Below are 17608 nucleotides of genomic sequence, written 5' to 3' on the forward strand. Positions count from 1 at the left end.
GACGCGTTCGGAGGCGCCGGCAACGTCCCGGGAACACAGGTCGCCCCGGCCCCGCGAGGCGGAACCGGGGCGACGTGCGACTGCAGCGCAGGGCAGGGCAGTGCAGCGCAGGAACTGGTGTCAGCCGGTCGAGTCGTCGAGGTCGAAGTCGCGCTCCAGGGAGATCGTCGGGATCGACGCGGTGATGACCGAGCCGTCCGCACGCAGCGTGCCCTGGATGTCGCTCGTGGTCGGGGCGTGCCCGGACATCCGCGGCCCGTGGTGCGGCAGCGGCACCACGGTGGGCTCCCCCGCCTCGATGTCCCACTGCTGGTTGTGCACCCACACCGTGAAGCCCGAACCGGTCTCGACCGTCAGGGTCATGGCTTCCTGCTCGAGGTCGACCCGCACCCGCGATCCGCGCACCGTCAGACGGTAGGACAGACGGTCCCAGTGCTGCGGCAACCGCGGGTTGAAGGTCATCCGACCACCGTGGTCGCGCATGCCACCGAAGCCGTTGACGAGCGCACCCCAGATGCCACCGGTCGACGCGATGTGCACGCCGTCCGAGGTGTTGCCGTGCAGGTCCGCCAGGTCGACGTAGAGCGCGGTCTGGAAGTACTGGTCGGCGAGGTCGTGGTACCCGACCTCGGCCGCCATGATCGACTGCACGACCGCGGAGAGCGTCGAGTCACCGGTGGTGAGTGCGTCGTAGTAGTCGAAGTCGCGACGCTTCTCGGCCGCCGTGAACTCGTGCCCCTGCAGGAACAGCGCGAGGACGACATCGGCCTGCTTCAGCACCTGGAACCGGTAGATCACCAGCGGGTGGTAGTGGAGCAGCAGCGGGCGCTTGGACTCGGGGGTGTTCTCGAGGTCCCAGAGCTCCTTGTCGAGGAACTGGGCGTCCTGCGGGTGGATGCCGCGGTGCGGGTCGAAGGGGATCTCCATCGACTCGGCGGCGTGCTCCCACTCGACGAGCTCGTCCGGCTGCAGACCGGTCCGGCGCACCATGCGGTCGTACTCTTCGGCGTCGTCGGCGGCGAGCTCGCGGCAGGCGTTGACGGCGAACCACAGGTTCGCCCGCGCCATGACGTTCGTGTAGAGGTTGTCGTCGACGACCGTCGTGTACTCGTCCGGCCCGGTGACGCCGTCGATGTGGAACTTCTTGTCGCCGTTGGACCGCCAGAACCCGAGGTCGGCCCAGAGCCGGGCGGTCTCCACGAGCACGTCGATGGCGCCGCGCTTCAGGAACTCGCGGTCGCCCGAGGCCCGCACGTACTGCATGAGCGCATGCGAGATGTCGGCGTCGATGTGGTACTGCGCGGTGCCGGCGGCGTAGTACGCGCTGGACTCTTCACCGTTGATCGTCCGCCACGGGAACAGGGCGCCGCGCTGGTTCAGCTCGCGGGCCCGAGCCCGTGCCGCGTCGAGCATGTTGTAGCGGAAGCGCAGGGCGTTCCGGGCGACGATCGGCGCCGTGTACGACAGGAACGGCAGGACGTAGATCTCCATGTCCCAGAAGTAGTGGCCGCCGTAGCCGGAGCCGGTGACGCCCTTCGCGGCGATGCCGTGGCCGTCGGTGCGGGCGGTGGCCTGCGCGAGCTGGAAGAGGTTCCAGCGGACGGCCTGCTGGATCGCGGGCTGACCGGCGATCTCGACGTCGCTGCGGGCCCAGTAGTCGTCGAGCCAGTCGCGCTGCTTCGCGAAGGTCTCGTCGACGTTCTCGGCGTGCGCGCGGTCGAGCGTGCGGTCGCACCGGTCGGCGAGCTCGCGCACGGGCACCCCGCGGGAGGTGTGGTAGACCACGTGCTTCACGAGCCGGATGGGCTGCCCGGCGCGGGCCTGCACCCGGTAGACGTGCTTCGCCAGGTCGTCCTCGATCGACGACGACTCGTCCCAGCTGTTCTCGGTCTCGATGTGGTGCTCGACGCCGACGCAGATCGTCATGCCGGAGCTGGACGCCTGGTACCCGAGGACCGAACGGCCGCCGGTGCTGCGCTTGAGCTTCGGCACGAGCACCCGCTCGGTGAACGACTCGGCCTTGCGGGGGTCGAAGGCGTTCGCCGCGGCCCGCATGCCGGCGTGGTACTCGTCCTGCACGTCCTGGCGGTTGAGGATCTGGCTCGACAGCAGGATCGAGGCGTCCGCGTCGAGCACGGTGACCTCGTAGTCGATGACGGCGAGGTGCCGGTCGGTGAACGACACGAGTCGACGTGCCCGGATGAGCACCCGCTTGCCGGACGGCGTCGACCACTCGGTCTCGCGGAACAGGTACCCGCCGCGGAACTCCAGCCGGCGGGTGTGCCGGAGGATGTCGGCCTCGGCCAGCACGAGCGGCTCGTCGTCGACGTAGAGGCGGATGACCTTGGCGTCGGGCGCGTTGATGATCGTCTGCCCGGTCTTCGCGAACCCGAAGGCGTCTTCCGCGTGCCGGATCGGCCAGGTCTCGTGGAACCCGTTGATGTACGTGCCGTACTGCACGCCGCCACGGCCTTCGTCGAGGTTGCCGCGGAGGCCGAGGTACCCGTTGCCGACGGCGAAGTTCGTCTCGGCGACGCCCTGCTCGTCGGGGGTGTACTCGGTCTCGACGAGGGCCCACTCGTCGATCGGGTAGCGGACGCGGTCGAGGGGGTCCGAGGTGATGGGGTTCATGCTGCTCCGTGGGAAGGGAGGGGAATGGGTGCGTCGGTGCGGCCGGCAGGCAGGGAGTGTCCGGCCGGGTGGCCTACGTCGTGCTGGTGGCCGGTGCGGGCAGCTCGTCGATGAGTTCGGCGAGGTCGGACACCACGACGTCGGCACCGTGCTCGCGCAGGGCGTCCGCCCCGGCGCCGCGGTCGACACCGACGACGAGACCGAACGAACCGTTGCGGCCGGCTTCGACCCCGCTGGTGGCGTCCTCGACCACGACGCACTCGGCGGCGGTGAGTCCGAACCGGGTCGCCGCGTCGAGGTAGGTGTCGGGAGCGGGCTTGCCGGTCAGGCCGTCCTGGCGCGCGACGAGCCCGTCGACGACGACCGGGAACCGGTCGAGGATTCCCGCTGTCCGGAGCACCGAGGTGGCGTTCGCCGAGCTCGAGACGACCGCGACGGACATGCCGGCGGCGATCGCGGCGGTCAGGAACCGGAGCGAACCCGGGTAGGGCTCGACGCCGTGCTCGTCGAGCTCGGCGGTGAACTCCGCGTTCTTCCGGTTGCCGAGCCCGCACACCGTGTCGGTGTCGGGCGCGTCGTCGGGGGTGCCCTGCGGCAGGTCGATGCCGCGCGACTCGAGCAACGAGCGCACGCCGTCGTAGCGGGGCTTGCCGTCGATGTAGGTGAAGTAGTCCTGCTCGGTGTACGGCGCGACCCCGTGTGCTTCGAGGTACGGCGTGAACAGACGGCTCCAGGCCCGCATGTGGACGTCGGCGGTCGGGGTGAGCACGCCGTCGAGGTCGAACAGGAGCGCTCGCTGATCACTGAGTCGAGCGGGCGTGCGCTGGTCCTGCGTCGTCATCTGCGGTCCTCCGGGGACTGGTGGTGGACGTGTGGCTCCCGACGAGTCTAGGACCGCTCCAGTCCGGACGTTCCGACGCGCCGCGCCCTGTGGAGCGAGTTCACCGGCCGCTCCGCTGTGCAGGGAGGACCCCCGCCACGGCGCACCTGTGAGGCCTCTGAGACACACCCCGGCACGCTGACCCGGACGAAAGGCACCACCATGACCAGCGACACCACGGCCGCACCCCACGACGGCACGCAGTCGAAGCTCCGCCAGGCGATCACCGGCCCGCTGCTGTTCCTCTTCATCCTCGGCGACGTGCTCGGCGCCGGCATCTACGCCCTGATGGGGACGCTGGCGAAGGACGTCGGCGGTGCGCTCTGGGCACCGCTGGTGCTCGCGCTCCTGCTGGCCCTGCTCACGGCGGGCTCCTACGCCGAACTCGTGACGAAGTACCCGAAGGCCGGCGGTGCCGCGGTCTTCGCCGAACGCGCCTACAAGGCGCCCATCGTCTCGTTCCTGGTCGGGTTCAGCATGCTCGCCGCCGGCGTCACGAGCGCCGCCGGCCTGTCGCTCGCCTTCGCCGGCGACTACCTCGGCACGTTCGTCGACCTGCCGCCCGTGCCCACCGCGATCGTCTTCCTCGCCCTGATCGCCTGCCTGAACGCCCGCGGCATCTCCGACTCGCTCAAGAGCAACGTCGTGATGACGATCATCGAGGTCTCCGGTCTCGTCATCGTGATCGTCGTCGTGGCCGTGATGCTCGGCGGTGGCGGCGGTGACGTCTCCCGGATCGGCGCGTTCCCGTCCGAGGCGAACCCGGCACTGGCGACCCTGAGCGCCGCGATCGTCGCCTACTACTCGTTCGTCGGCTTCGAGACGTCCGCCAACATCGCGGAGGAGGTCCGCGACCCCCGCCGCGTCTACCCGAAGGCCCTGTTCGGCGCCCTCGCCACGGCCGGCGTCGTCTACGTCCTCGTCGCCCTCGCCAGTGCGATCGCCCTGCCCGCGTCGGAGCTGTCCGAGTCCAGCGGCCCGCTGCTCGCGGTCGTCTCCGCCACCGGCGTCCCGATCCCCGACTGGGTCTTCAGCCTCATCGCCCTGGTCGCCGTCGCGAACGGCGCGCTGCTCACGATGATCATGTCGAGCCGCGTGACCTACGGCATGGCCGAGCAGCGGCTCCTGCCCGCCCTGCTCGCGAAGGTCCTGCCGAACCGGAAGACCCCGTGGACCGCCATCGTCGCCACCACGATCGTCGCGATGCTCCTGACCCTGGTGGGCGACGTGGGCGTGCTGGCCGAGACCGTCGTGCTCCTGCTGCTCTTCGTGTTCATCAGCACGAACGTCGCCGTGCTGGTGCTCCGCCGCGACCACGTCGAGCACGACCACTTCCGGGTCTGGACGTTCGTCCCGGTGCTCGGGGTGCTGTCGTGCATCCTGCTGCTGACGCAGCAGAGCGGTCAGGTCTGGCTCTACGCCGCGATCCTGCTCGCCGTCGGCGTGGTCCTGTACTTCGTCGCCCGGTTCACCGGGCGCCGTTCCGGACGCGACCACGAGGCGGGCGTGATCCACTGACGTCACGCACCACGGGCCTCCAGGCAGACCGTCTGGAGGCCCGTGGTGCGTCCGCCGGTCCGCCCGCGTGATCAGCGCAGGTCGCGCACCCAGGCCTCGATCGCGTCCGAGATCTGCTGGCGGGCATCAGCACGGCTGATGGTCGCCGTGCGGTCGCCCGGCTGGTCGCCGTAGGCACCGAAGTCGGCGTGGTTCGACCCCTGGATCTCGGTCATGGTGGCGGTCGACGGCAGCTTGTCCCGCGCGGCGTCGACCTTGGCCGGGGTCGACAGGCCGTCACGCGAACCGGAGACGCTCAGCACGTCGATGTAGGAGCGGCTGATGTCGTTCGCGCAGTAGCTGCCGAGCAGCAGCAGGCCGTCGGCGTCCTGGGCGAGCTGGCACGCGCGGACCCCGCCGAGGGAGTGCCCGCCGACCGCCCAGCGGGTGACCGAGGGTACGTGGGCCTCGAACGTGGCGAGTGGCCGGGTGTCGAAGAACGCGAGGTTCAGCGTCGGCTTCGTGATGACCACCGTCGTGCCGTTGGCGACCACCTGCCGGAACGTGGCCATGTAGGCGTACGGATCGACCTTCGCGCCGGGGATGAAGACGATCCCGACCCCGTCGGCCTGGCCGGTCGGGGTCATCACCACCGAGTCACCGGCGTCCCGGACCGCGATCCGGTCGTCGCGCCAGACCTGCAGGGCGGCGCTGCGGGTGCCCTGCATGACGATGTGCGCCCAGACGAGGAACACCACGGCGATCAGCACGACGACGGCGACGATCCAGGTGGTCCAGCGCAGCGCTCGGTTCATGTGGCCACCGTACGGCGCATCCGGACGGCGGCGTTCGCTTCGTGAGCAGGAATGGTCGGGTGCGACCTGCACACCCGACCATTCCTGCTCACGATGTCGCCCGGGAAGGGCGACTGGGACGCGCTACTTGATGGCGGCGCGGATCTCGGCGGCTGCTGCGCCGACGTCCGAGGCGCTGTAGATCGCGCTGCCGGCGACGGCGATGCGGGCACCGGCCTCCTGCACCGAGGCGACCGAGGACGCGTTCACGCCGCCCGCGATCGAGAACGGGACGCCCGAGTCCTTGCCGGCGTCGAGCAGGGTCGAGAACGTGAAGCCCTCTTCCGCCTGCTCGTCGAGCCCGGCGTGGACCTCGACGAACTCGGCGCCGAGCGCGACGACCTCGCGGGCACGGGCGGCCTTGTCGGAGACGCCGATCAGGTCGACGACGATGCCCTTGCCGTGCTTCTTGGCGGCCTTGACGGCGCCGACGATCGTCGAGTCGCCGGCGACACCGAGGACGGTGACCAGGTCGGCACCGGCCGAGAAGGCGATGTCGGCCTCGAGCTCACCGGCGTCCATGGTCTTGAGGTCGGCGAACACGATCTTGTCGGGGTGTGCTTCCTTGATCGCGGTGACGGCGGACAGGCCGGCGCTCTTGATCAGGGGCGTGCCGAGCTCGAGGACGTCGACGTGCGGCGCGGCCGCGGCGGCGAGCTCGAGGGCGGCTTCGGTGGTCAGGGTGTCCATGGCGAACTGGAGCTGCATGGGTGTGCCTTTCATTCGAGGTTGGCGTGACGGGGCCAGAGGTCGTCGGCGGACTGCCCGCCTCGGGCCCACAGGGCGTGGAACACGGCGTCGCCCACCAGGGCGACGGCCTGTTCGAAGAGGCTTCCGGCGTACTGGGCCGAAGCCGTGCCGGAGCGGTCGGTCTTCGTCGCGGCGGGTAGCACGATGGTGACGTCCGCCAGCTCGGAGAGCGGGGAGTCGTCGGTGGTCGAGAGCGCCACGACGGATGCACCGACCTCGTGCGCGGTGCGTGCGGCCTGCACGATGCCGGTGGTCGTGCCGGAGCCGCTCGCGACGAGGAGCAGGTCGCCCGATCGGATGGCCGGGGTGGTGACCTCGCCGACGACGTGCGCATCGAGGCCGAGGTGCATGAGGCGCATCGCGGTCATGCGGAGGGCGAGTCCGGAGCGCCCGGCGCCGTGGACGAACACCCGGTCGGCGCCCTCGATCAGCTCGAGTGCGCGCTGGGCCGGGGCGTCGTCGAGGCGGGCTGCCAGGTCGCCGACCTCGCGGACGACCAGGTCGAGCGCTGCGGAGACGGTGGTTGCTGCCATGCCCTCGATCCTTCCGTCGCACGCCCCGGCACGCCGCTACCCGCCCCGGCAGGGGTCCCATCCCATCGGGTGGGCCCGTCCGCTCGGGTGGGACGGGTACGGTCGCGTCCATGGACGCATCGGTCGACACCCTGGAGGCCCGGGGCGGCTCCGCCATCCGGCTCGCGGCCGCCGAGCACGCCCGCACGGTCGCCGAGCAGGCGGACCGGCACGCGCTCACCCTGGAGTCCGTCCTCGCCGTGCTCCGGTCGTCGCGGGTGACCGACGCGGCCGCCCGGGCCGAGGCCGTCGAGATCGCCTCGGCCGCCCTCGTCGACCTGCGCACCGTCACCGATCAGCAGCGGAGCACCCTGCTCGAACCCGTCATCGGCGCGTTCTCGCGGTTGCGCGCCGACCTGCGGCCGCTCGTGCGCTTCGGGGACCTCGACGTGCAGTTCGTCGAGCCGCCGGCCACCGGCCGTGCGCTCCCGGGTGACGTCGCCCACGCGGCCCGGGCGATCGTCCGGACCGCGGTGCTCGCCCTGGTCGACGACGGCGCGGCGAAGCGGGTGCGCATCCAGTGGGACTGCGACGGCCGGAACCTGCTCATGCAGCTCCGCGACGACGGCTCCGGCACGCTCGACGTGCACGACGACGCCATGCGGCCGATCGCCGAGCGGGTCGTCACGCTCGACGGGCGGGTGCAGGTCGCGAGCACGCCCGGCTGGGGGTCCGTGCTCGACATCTCACTGCCGCTCGACCCGCGGCCGACCGAGGTGGACGCGGTCGACGACGGCGACCTGACCCCGCGGGAGCGCGACGTCCTGCGGCTCGTGGCGACCGGTGTCGGCAACCGGGAGATCGCCGAGGGACTCGGCATCAGCGTCAACACCGTGAAGTACCACGTGGCGAACCTGCTCCGGAAGCACGGCGCCCGGACCCGGGCGGAGCTCGCGGCGTTCAGCTCCCGGGCGTGAACCGACGGGACCGCGACGAGGCGTCCCGACGAGACCGCGACAACGGGTACCGACGGTCGAGCGCGGGCTCGACGACGGTCGCCATCAGGAACTGCGAGAGCAGCCGCCCACCCGCCCAGTAGATCGGGATGACGAAGATCGCGGCGCCCGGCCAGATGCGCGAGCCGATCAGTGCCAGGGTGCCGAGCGTCACGACGATGCCGACACCGGAGTACAGGTACTGCCAGCCGCGCGAAGCTGCGTCGCGCTGCGCCTGGTCCCGCTCGGCACGCTCGTCGAGCCCGCGCACCCCGGGGTCGAGCGACGCCGGCTCCTCGGTGGCGAACAGGTCGCGCACGGGGACCTCGAGGGCCGTGGCCACAGCGGACAGCGACTCGAGGCTCGCGTCGTTGCCGCTCTCCATCCGTTGCACCGTCCGCACGGCGATGCCGCTCGTCTCGGCCAGTCGTTCCTGGGTCCAGCCCCGCAGTCGTCGGAGTTCACCGATCCGCATCTCGTTCATGTCCTGAACAGTAGGGAACCGCGGAACGGCGCACCACGACAGGGACCCGCCACCGACACGACAGTTCCCCGACAGCGACCCGCCAGGGTGTCCGCGGCGGCGGTCCGCCCTACGCTCCGGGGGCGAAGCGGTACCCCATGCCGGACTCCGTCACCAGGTAGCGCGGGTGCGCGGGGTCGGGCTCGAGCTTTCGCCGCAGCTGGGCCATGTAGAGGCGCAGGTACCCGGAGTCGTTGCCGTGCGTCGGTCCCCAGACCTCGGTCAACAGCATCTCGCGGGTCATCAGGCGGTCCGGGTTCGTGACCAGGACCTCGAGCAGGCGCCACTCGGTGGGCGTCAGACGGATCGCCGGACCCGCGGCCGGGGTGACCTGCTTCGCGACGAGGTCCACGAGCAACGGTCCGATCGCGATCGTCGGGGTCTCCTCCGACGCCACCACCCGCCGCCGTCCGAGTGCCCTCAGCCGGGCGAGGAGCTCGTCCATCTGGAACGGCTTCGTCACGTAGTCGTCGGCACCGGCGTCGAGCGCGTCGACCTTGTCGGACGAGTCGGTCCGGCCGGAGAGTACGAGGACGGGTACCTGCGACCAAGCCCGGACGCCCTCGAGCACCCCGATGCCGTCGAGCCGGGGCATGCCGAGGTCGAGCAGCACCAGGTCCGGGCGCTCGGTGATGACGGCGTCGATCGCCTCGCGCCCGTCCCGTGCCGTGACGACGTCGTACCCGCGCGCCGAGAGCGTCACCGAGAGGGCGCGGACGAGCTGTGCGTCGTCGTCAGCGATCAGGACCTTCATCGGATCTCCACTCCCACGTGCCCGGCGATCGGCAGCCGCACCACGACGGTGAGCCCACCGCCCGGGGTGTCGTCGACCTCGATCGTCCCGCCCATGCCCTCGGTGAACCCGCGCGCCAGGGCCAGCCCGAGCCCGAGCCCGGTCTCGTTGTCGGTGTCACCGAGTCGCTGGAACGGCTGGAACACCTCGTCGCGGCGGTCCTCGGGGATGCCGGGGCCGTGGTCGGCCACGCGGAGTTCCACCCCGCCGGCGAAGGCGCTCGCGGCGACCCGGACGTGGGTGCCGTCCGGCGCGTACCGGGCGGCGTTGGCGAGCAGGTTCACGACGACGCGCTGCAGCAGGACCGGGTCGGCGAGCACCGGCGGCAGGTCCGCGGGCAGGTCGAGGTCGACGTCGTCGGGGCCGAGCTCCAGCTCGTCGAGTGCGGGGGCGACCACCGTCTCGAGCGCGATCGCCGCCGGGGTGACCGCGAGGACTCCGGCCTGCACGCGGCTGACGTCCAACAGGTCTGCCAACAGCACCGCCAGCTGACCGAGGCTCTCGTCGGCGGTCGCGAGCAGCGCCTCCCGGTCGGCCCGTGACAGGTCGATGTCGGGCGCACGCAGCGTCTGCACGGCGGCGGAGGCCGCGGCGATGGGTCGGCGAACGTCGTGCCCGACGGCCGCGAGCAGCGCGCTCCGGACCCGGTCGGCGGCGGCGATGCGCTCGGCGCCGACGGCGGTGCGTGTCAGCTCGCGGTGCTCGACGGCGGCGTCGAGCTGCTGCTCGACGACCCGCAGCAGCCGGCGCTGGGTCGGGTCGTCGGGCGCACCGGCGAACTCGAGCACGGCACCGGACGCCAGCGTCGTCGACGCGTCCGGCGTCGCACCGAACTCGCCGGAGGTCGCCGGCACCTCGTCACCCTGGCGGATCCGGACGCCGGCGAAGCCGAACGCCTCTCGTGTGCGGTCGAGCAGTGCCTGCAGGGCGTCGTCGCCGCGCAGGACACTGCCGGCGATGCCCATCAGGAGCCCGGACTCGGCCGAGGCCCGACGGGCAGCGCGCGACCGCCGGGCGGACCGGTCGACCACGAAGCTGACCAGCACCGCACTGATCACGTACATGACCAGGGCGAACAGGTGCCACGGCTGCTGGACGGTGACCATGTAGAGGGGTTGCACGAAGAAGTAGTCGAGACTCAGCCCGGACAGCACGGCCGTGAACACCGCCGGCCACATCCCACCCACGAGCGCCACGACCAGGACGAGCAGCTGGTACGCCAGCACGTCCACCGTGATGGCGTCCGGATCGCTGCCGATCGACAGCACCCACGTGAGCAGCGGCCCGACCAGGACCGACAGCACGAACGCGGCGACCACCCGGCCGCGGGACAGGCTGCCGCCGAGCTTCGGCAGGGTGATCCCGCCGCCGGCGCGCTCGTGCGTGACGACGTGCACGTCGATGTCGCCGGACTCGCGGATCACCGTGTTGCCGATCCCCGGACCGGTCATGGCGGCCGCGAGCCGGCTGCGGCGGCTGACCCCGATCACGATCTGGGTGGCGTCGATCGACCGCGCGAACCGCACGAGCGTGCTCGGCACGTCGTCGCCGACGACCTGGTGGTACGTGCCACCGAGCTGCTCGAGCAGGGTCCGCTGCTTGCCGAGCGCGCCGGGGTGCCGGACGCGCAGGCCGTCGTTCGTCGTGACGTGCACGGCGGCGAGTTCCCCACCGGCACTGCGGGCGGCGATCCGGGCGCCGCGGCGCAGCAGGGTCTCGCCCTCGGGGCCACCGGTCAGGGCGACGAGCACGCGCTCCCGGGTCTCCCACCGGTGCTCGATGCCGTGCTCGGCGCGGTAGGCCTTGAGCGCGTCGTCGACCTCGTCGGCGAGCCAGAGCAGAGCGATCTCGCGCAGTGCGGTGAGGTTGCCGAGGCGGAAGTAGTTCGACAGCGCGGCGTCGATCCGGGCCGCCGGGTAGACGAGCCCGTCGGAGAGCCGTTCGCGCAACGCTGCCGGGGCCAGGTCGACGACCTCGATCTGGTCGGCCGCACGCACCACGGCGTCGGGGACGGTCTCGCGCTGCACGGTGCCGGTGATCTCGCGGACCACGTCGCCGAGAGACTGCATGTGCTGCACGTTGACGGTCGAGATGACGTCGATGCCGGCGTCCCGCAGCGCTTCGACGTCCTGCCAGCGCTTCTCGTTCGGGCTCCCCGGGGCGTTCGTGTGCGCGAGTTCGTCGACCAGCGCGACCTCGGGTGCCCGGGCGATGACGGCGTCGAGGTCGAGGTCGTCGAGGTCGACACCCCGGTGCGAGACGGTGCGCCGGGGCACGACCTCGAGTCCGTTCACCAGTGCTGCGGTGGCGGCGCGCTCGTGCGTCTCGACGACGGCGACGACCACGTCGCGACCCTCGTCGAGCAGCCGACGCCCCTCTTCGAGCATCGTGTAGGTCTTGCCGACACCGGGCGCCGCACCGAGCAGGACCCGCAGCTTCCCGCGCTTCACGTGCTCATCCTCTCGCGTCCGTCGTTGCAGACCAGCCGATCGACTGATATTCTCGTCACAACCGTTCCCACCAAGGCTCGAGCTCCGGCTTCCTCAAATCGGGTGGGACTGCACCGCCCCGTGTCGCTTGTCGGCGCGGGGCACTCTTTTCTTTCGCTCACGTTCGTTTCCCACGCTGTAGTTGCTGCCGGCTTGCCCGAGATCCCTCGTTCTTCGCTCGATCTCGGAGTCGCACCATGGCGCATGCCCGCATCCCCATGTCGCAGTACCGTGCCGAACAGTTTCGCCACGCACTGCGCGTGCGTGCGCTCGACACATCCGACGCATCTGTCCTGCGGACGCACGATTTCGACAGCGAGCTCCGATCGATCGCGCTTGCACTGACCGAACGGATCGAGATCGCCTTGCGCGGGCGGGTCGACCGCGCGGCACGGCACCGTTTCGGCAAGCTCTGGCACCTTGACCCGAAGGCGTTCCGAGACACGTTCGACCACGACTCGTTGCTGCGGCGCACAGCAGGAGTACTCAACCGAGCAAACGACCCGGTGACGCAGAAGGTCTGGCGAGAGCGAGCGCTCGATCAGGTTCCCTTCGGGATGCTGGCCGAGGAGCTCAGCTTCGGTGAACTCTCGCGGCTGACGGGCGCCCTGGAACCCCGATTGCACGATGCGGTGGCCCTCGCGTTCCGCCTGCCGGCGGGGACGCTCCGTCCGTGCCTGCACCACATCACGCACGTCCGGAACTGCTGCGCCCACCACACGCGGCTCTGGGGCCGCAGCTTCCGGATCCCGCCGCCGACCTTCCGCTCCCCCGCGGACCTGGTCGCTCGACTCGAGGGACTGCCGAAGCGCACGCCGGTGCACTCCCTCGAACTGCTCGCACACCTCGCCGAGACCGTCGGCCCGTGCGACCGTCACGCCGATGCCGATGCCGTTCGACGGTTGATCGACGAGCACGACGATCTGACCGACGGCATCGGAGGACGGCCGAGCTGGGCGGCGAGGTGACCGCACGGTCAGGAGGACTTCGTCAGCGCCAGGTTCAGCGCGAGCACGTTCACCACGGGCTCACCGAGGAACCCGAGCTGCCGCGACTCGGTGTGCGACGCCACGAGCTGCCGCACGGTTGCGACGGGCAACCCCCGCGCCGAGGCCACTCGAGCCACCTGCTGGGACGCATAGGCGGGGCTGATGTCCGGGTCGAGCCCCGAACCGGACGCGGTCACGGCGTCGGCAGGCACCTGCGCAGCGGAGACCCCGTCGGCCTTCGCCAGCGCCGCACGACGCTCCTCGACGGCCTTGAGCAGGTCGGCGTTGTTCGGCCCGAGGTTCGAGCCGGAGGACGCCCCCGCGTCGTAGCCGTCCCCGGCGGCGGACGGCCGCGACTGGAACCAGCGGTCGGCCTGCTTGCCCGTGAACGACTGCCCGATCAACGAGGAACCGACGACCTTGCCGGACGAGTCCGTGACCATCGAACCGTTGGCCTGGTCGTGGAACGCCGCCTGGCCGACGCCCCAGACGGCGAGCGGGTAGCCGACGCCCAGGACGACGGTGGCGACGAGGGTGAGGCGGATGGCCACACCGGCGGAACGGAAGGTGGAACGTGCAGATGCCATGACTAGAACCCCGGGATGAGACCGACCACGAGGTCGATCAGTTTGATGCCGATGAAGGGGACGACCACGCCGCCCAGCCCGTAGACGAGCAGGTTGCGGCCGAGGATCGACGACGCTGCGGCCGCGCGGTACTTGACGCCACGCAGGGACAGCGGGATGAGCGCCACGATGACGAGCGCGTTGAAGATGACCGCCGACAGGATCGCCGACGACGGGCTGTGCAGCCCCATGATGTTGAGCGCCGCGAGCCCGGGGAACGCCGCCTGGAACATCGCCGGGATGATCGCGAAGTACTTCGCGACGTCGTTGGCGATGGAGAAGGTGGTCAGGGCACCGCGGGTGATGAGCAGCTGCTTGCCGATGCGGACGACGTCGATGAGCTTGGTCGGGTCGGAGTCGAGGTCGACCATGTTGCCCGCCTCCTTCGCCGCCGTCGTGCCGGTGTTCATCGCGACGCCGACGTCCGCCTGGGCCAGGGCCGGGGCGTCGTTGGTGCCGTCACCGGTCATGGCGACGAGGTTGCCGCCCTCCTGCTCGCGCTTGATGTAGGCGAGCTTGTCCTCCGGGGTGGCCTCGGCGAGGAAGTCGTCGACGCCGGCCTCGTGGGCGATGGCGGCCGCGGTGCGGGGGTTGTCGCCGGTGATCATCACCGTGCGGATGCCCATCGACCGGAGCTCGGCGAACCGCGACGCCATTCCGTCCTTGACGACGTCCTTCAGGTGCACGACGCCGAGCAGGGCGACCGCGCCGTCGGAGGAGCGGCGGCCGACGACGAGCGGGGTGCCGCCCTGGTCGGAGATCTCCGCGACGGTCGCGTCGATGGCCGACACCACACCGGCTTCGGTGGTGTCCGCCCAGGCGAGCACTGCCGCAGCAGCGCCCTTCCGGATCTGCGACCCGTCGGGCAGGTCGAGACCGGACATGCGCGTCTGCGCCGTGAACGGCACCTCGACAGCGCCGTCCGGCAGTGCCGGCGCCACCCCTGCGTCAGCAGCGAGCGACACGATCGAGCGGCCTTCCGGTGTCCCGTCGGCGGCGCTCGACAGCGCGGCTGCCGCCATGAGCGAAGCCTCGCTCACGCCCGGCACCGGCACCACGCGGGATGCCCGACGGTTGCCGTAGGTGATCGTGCCGGTCTTGTCGAGCAGCAGCGTCGTGATGTCGCCGGCGGCCTCGACCGCGCGGCCCGACATCGCCAGCACGTTGTGCTGCACGAGCCGGTCCATGCCGGCGATGCCGATCGCGGAGAGCAGGGCTCCGATGGTGGTCGGGATGAGGCAGACGAGCAGGGCAATGAGCACCGGCACGCTGACCGTCGCGCCGACGAGTCCCGCGATGGGCTGCATCGTCAGGCAGACGATCACGAAGACGATCGACAACGAGGCGAGCAGGATGTTCAGCGCGATCTCGTTCGGCGTCTTCTGCCGTGCCGCACCCTCGACCAGGCGGATCATCCGGTCGATGAAGGTCTCGCCCGGCGTCGAGGTGATGCGCACCACGATCCGGTCCGACAGCACCCGGGTGCCGCCGGTGACGGCGCTGCGGTCACCGCCGGACTCGCGGATGACCGGTGCGGACTCGCCGGTGACGGCCGACTCGTCGACCGACGCGATGCCGTCGATGACGTCGCCGTCGCCGGGGATGACCTCGCCGGCGACGACCACGACCACGTCGCCCTTGGCCAGGTCGACGGACGCGACCTCCTCGGTCTCGTTGCCGGTCGCGGCCGCGTCGGTCGTCGCGTACCCGAGCACGCGGCGGGCGCTCGTGGTCGAGCGGGTCTTCCGCAGGGTGTCGGCCTGCGCCTTGCCACGGCCCTCCGCCACCGACTCCGCCAGGTTGGCGAAGACGACGGTGAGCCAGAGCCACACGGCGATCGCGATGGTGAACGCGGACGGCTCGACGACGGCGGCCACCGTCGTCAGCGCCGCGCCGACCTCGACGATGAACATGACGGGGTTCCGCCACATGAGTCGCGGATCGAGTTTCCGCAGGGCGCCCGGGAGGCCCGCCACCAGTTGGCGGGGTCCGAATGCGGACGAGCGGGTGGCCGGTTCCACGGCGGTGCGCGGTTCCGACTCCGTGGTCACGGGGGTGGTCATGACAGTCCTTCTGCGAGCGGACCCAGTGCGAGCACCGGGAAGTAGGTGAGTGCGGTGACGATGACGGCGACGCCGCCGAGCAGCCCGATGAACAGCGGGCGGTGGGTGGGCAGCGTGCCGGCGGTCTCCGGCACCCGGTCCTGCGCGGCGAGGGACCCGGCGAGCGCCAGGACGAACACCATCGGCACGAAGCGGCCGAGCAGCATCACGACGCCGAGCGAGGAGTTCATCCAGGTGGTGTTCGCGGTGAGCCCGCCGAAGGCCGAGCCGTTGTTGTTCGCACCCGAGGTGAAGGCGTAGAGCAGCTCGGTCAGCCCGTGGTTGCCGGGGTTGAAGATCGACGTCCCGAGCACCTGTTCCCGGACCCCGGGGATCACGAGCGAGAGCCCGGTGGCCAGGAGCACGAGCGTCGGCGTGACGAGGATGTACAGCGCCGCGAAGGTCATCTCCTTGGCGCGGATCTTCTTGCCGAGGTACTCCGGGGTGCGACCGACGAGCAGGCCACCGATGAACACCGTGATGACGGCGAGCACGAGCATGCCGTACAGGCCGGATCCGACGCCGCCGGGGGTGACCTCGCCGAGCATCATGTTGACGAGCGCCATCATCCCGCCGATCGGGGTGTAGCTGTCGTGCATCGCGTTGACCGCACCGGTGGACGTCGAGGTGGTCGCGGTCGAGAAGAGCGTCGAACCGAGGATGCCGAAGCGGCTCTCCTTGCCCTCCATCGCGGCCCCGGCGGCGTGTGTGGCGACACCGCCGCCGCCGAGCTCGGCGATCGACATGACCGACAGCGACACGAGGAAGATCGCGCCCATCACGGCGAGGATCGCGTACCCCTGGCGGTCGTCGCCGACCAGCCGCCCGAACGTGCGCGGGAGCGAGAACGGGATCACGAGCATCAGGAAGATCTCGACGAGGTTCGTCCACGCCTGCGGGTTCTCGAACGGGTGCGCCGAGTTGGCATTGAAGTAGCCGCCACCGTTCGTGCCGAGCTCCTTGATCGCCTCCTGCGACGCGACGAACCCGTCCGGGATGTGCTGCGTGCCACCGATGAGCGTGGTGACGTCGGTGCCGCTCCCCCACGACTGGACGACCCCGCCGGCGACGAGGACGATCGCGAAGACGAACGCGCCGGGCAGCAGCAGACGGCCGAGGCCGCGCACGATGTCCACCCACACGTTGCCGAGCGTGCCGGACTTGCGACGGGCGAACCCACGCACCAGGGCCACGGCGACCGAGAGGCCGACGGCCGCGGACAGGAAGTTCTGCACCGCCAGGCCGGCCATCTGCACCGTGTAGCCGAGGGTGACCTCGGGCGAGTACGACTGCCAGTTCGTGTTCGACACGAACGACGCCGCGGTGTTGAACGCGAGCGACGGTCCGACGCCGGGCAGCCCGAGGTCACCGGGCAGGACGACCTGGATGCGCTGCAGCAGGTAGACGAGCAGGAGCCCGGCGACGCTGAAGAGCAGCACGCCGCGCAGGTACACGGGCCAGGACTGCTCGGCGTCCGGGTCGACCCCGATCAGCCGGTAGACCCCGCGCTCGACCCGGTTGTGGCGGACGGGCGTGAAGACCTTCGCCATCCAGTCACCGAGCGGGCGGTACGCGACGACGAGCAGCAGGACGAGGGTGGCGACCTGGGCGATGCCCGCCCAGACGTCCGCGGCGCCCACTAGAAGCGCTCCGGACGCACGAGCGCCCAGACGAGGTACACGACTGCGGCGATGCCGAGGACGGCGGCCGCGATGGTGATGCCGATCACAGCCGTTCCACCCCCTTGGCGATCAGTGCCACCACGCCGAACACGGCGAGGACACCGGCGACGACGAACACGTCGAACACGAGGGACTCCAGAAGATCTGCGGTGTCCGCGCCGGGTGACGCGGACCGGCACCACGAGTGGTGCCGAACCGATGCTGGATCCTGCGCCGCGCCTCCAGGCCGCTCCTAACGGATCCCTGACGCCGCCCTGGCGGACGCATGCACGCTCCTAACGCCTG

The 17608-nt window shown here is 70.9% G+C and carries 15 protein-coding genes; 3 read left to right on the forward strand and 12 right to left on the reverse strand.

The window, feature by feature from the left end:
• Positions 1–120 precede the first annotated feature (120 nt).
• Both DEJ19_RS17365 and DEJ19_RS17370 read right to left on the reverse strand, forming a co-directional pair.
• Positions 121–2631, reverse strand: a complete 2511-nt coding sequence (locus tag DEJ19_RS17365) for a glycoside hydrolase family 65 protein (RefSeq protein WP_111232621.1) — start codon at positions 2629–2631, stop codon at positions 121–123.
• Between the two features lie 73 nt (positions 2632–2704).
• The gene (locus DEJ19_RS17370; RefSeq protein ID WP_111232620.1) at positions 2705–3472 is read right to left on the reverse strand and encodes an HAD family hydrolase; all 768 of its coding nucleotides are present in this window, start codon (positions 3470–3472) and stop codon (positions 2705–2707) included.
• Positions 3473–3673: 201 nt separating this feature from the next.
• On the opposite strand from DEJ19_RS17370, the gene DEJ19_RS17375 reads away from it, so the two are divergent.
• Complete coding sequence (locus DEJ19_RS17375) at positions 3674–5029, forward strand: APC family permease (protein ID WP_035809271.1); 1356 nt, start codon at positions 3674–3676, stop codon at positions 5027–5029.
• A 71-nt stretch (positions 5030–5100) separates the two neighbouring features.
• Here DEJ19_RS17375 and DEJ19_RS17380 read toward each other — a convergent pair whose 3' ends face one another.
• The 3 genes from DEJ19_RS17380 to hxlB form a co-directional block, all read right to left on the reverse strand.
• Complete coding sequence (locus tag DEJ19_RS17380) at positions 5101–5823, reverse strand: alpha/beta hydrolase (protein ID WP_111232619.1); 723 nt, start codon at positions 5821–5823, stop codon at positions 5101–5103.
• A gap of 123 nt (positions 5824–5946) precedes the next feature.
• Complete coding sequence (gene hxlA / locus DEJ19_RS17385; RefSeq protein WP_071406215.1) at positions 5947–6570, reverse strand: 3-hexulose-6-phosphate synthase; 624 nt, start codon at positions 6568–6570, stop codon at positions 5947–5949.
• Between the two features lie 11 nt (positions 6571–6581).
• Positions 6582–7145, reverse strand: a complete 564-nt coding sequence (hxlB, locus tag DEJ19_RS17390; RefSeq protein WP_111232618.1) for a 6-phospho-3-hexuloisomerase — start codon at positions 7143–7145, stop codon at positions 6582–6584.
• Between the two features lie 110 nt (positions 7146–7255).
• Between hxlB and DEJ19_RS17395 the strand changes: the two genes are divergently transcribed.
• A complete protein-coding gene (locus tag DEJ19_RS17395; protein ID WP_111232617.1) occupies positions 7256–8101 on the forward strand; it encodes a helix-turn-helix transcriptional regulator in 846 nt (281 codons plus the stop codon).
• Here the strand turns inward: DEJ19_RS17395 and DEJ19_RS17400 are convergent.
• The 3 genes from DEJ19_RS17400 to DEJ19_RS17410 form a co-directional block, all read right to left on the reverse strand.
• Entirely contained in the window at positions 8085–8603 is a 519-nt protein-coding gene (locus DEJ19_RS17400; RefSeq protein ID WP_111232616.1) for a helix-turn-helix domain-containing protein, read from the reverse strand. The two genes, DEJ19_RS17395 and DEJ19_RS17400, sit on opposite strands and share 17 nt — an antisense overlap.
• Before the next feature lie 109 nt (positions 8604–8712).
• A complete protein-coding gene (locus tag DEJ19_RS17405; RefSeq protein WP_111232615.1) occupies positions 8713–9396 on the reverse strand; it encodes a response regulator in 684 nt (227 codons plus the stop codon).
• Positions 9393–11885, reverse strand: coding sequence for an ATP-binding protein (locus tag DEJ19_RS17410; protein WP_111056540.1), 2493 nt, complete (start codon positions 11883–11885; stop codon positions 9393–9395). The genes DEJ19_RS17405 and DEJ19_RS17410 overlap by 4 nt, the downstream gene beginning before the upstream one ends.
• 236 nt (positions 11886–12121) lie before the next feature.
• Between DEJ19_RS17410 and DEJ19_RS17415 the strand changes: the two genes are divergently transcribed.
• Positions 12122–12892: an Abi family protein gene (locus DEJ19_RS17415; protein ID WP_111232614.1), complete on the forward strand. Its 771-nt coding sequence runs from the start codon at positions 12122–12124 to the stop codon at positions 12890–12892.
• Between the two features lie 8 nt (positions 12893–12900).
• Here DEJ19_RS17415 and kdpC read toward each other — a convergent pair whose 3' ends face one another.
• Genes kdpC through DEJ19_RS17435 form a run of 4 tightly spaced genes read right to left on the reverse strand, consistent with a single transcriptional unit; the run spans position 12901 to position 17370 of the window.
• Complete coding sequence (gene kdpC / locus DEJ19_RS17420) at positions 12901–13500, reverse strand: K(+)-transporting ATPase subunit C (protein WP_111232613.1); 600 nt, start codon at positions 13498–13500, stop codon at positions 12901–12903.
• A 2-nt stretch (positions 13501–13502) separates the two neighbouring features.
• Positions 13503–15602 (reverse strand): potassium-transporting ATPase subunit KdpB, encoded by a 2100-nt coding sequence (gene kdpB, locus DEJ19_RS17425; RefSeq protein WP_111045868.1) that lies wholly within the window; start codon positions 15600–15602, stop codon positions 13503–13505.
• Positions 15599–17281: a potassium-transporting ATPase subunit KdpA gene (gene kdpA / locus DEJ19_RS17430; protein WP_071406221.1), complete on the reverse strand. Its 1683-nt coding sequence runs from the start codon at positions 17279–17281 to the stop codon at positions 15599–15601. Before kdpA ends, kdpB begins: the two co-directional genes overlap by 4 nt.
• Positions 17281–17370: a potassium-transporting ATPase subunit F gene (locus tag DEJ19_RS17435; protein ID WP_017887940.1), complete on the reverse strand. Its 90-nt coding sequence runs from the start codon at positions 17368–17370 to the stop codon at positions 17281–17283. The genes kdpA and DEJ19_RS17435 overlap by 1 nt, the downstream gene beginning before the upstream one ends.
• Positions 17371–17608 lie beyond the last annotated feature (238 nt).

It is taken from the genome of Curtobacterium sp. MCSS17_016, assembly GCF_003234255.2.
Classification (GTDB): Bacteria; Actinomycetota; Actinomycetes; order Actinomycetales; family Microbacteriaceae; genus Curtobacterium; species Curtobacterium flaccumfaciens.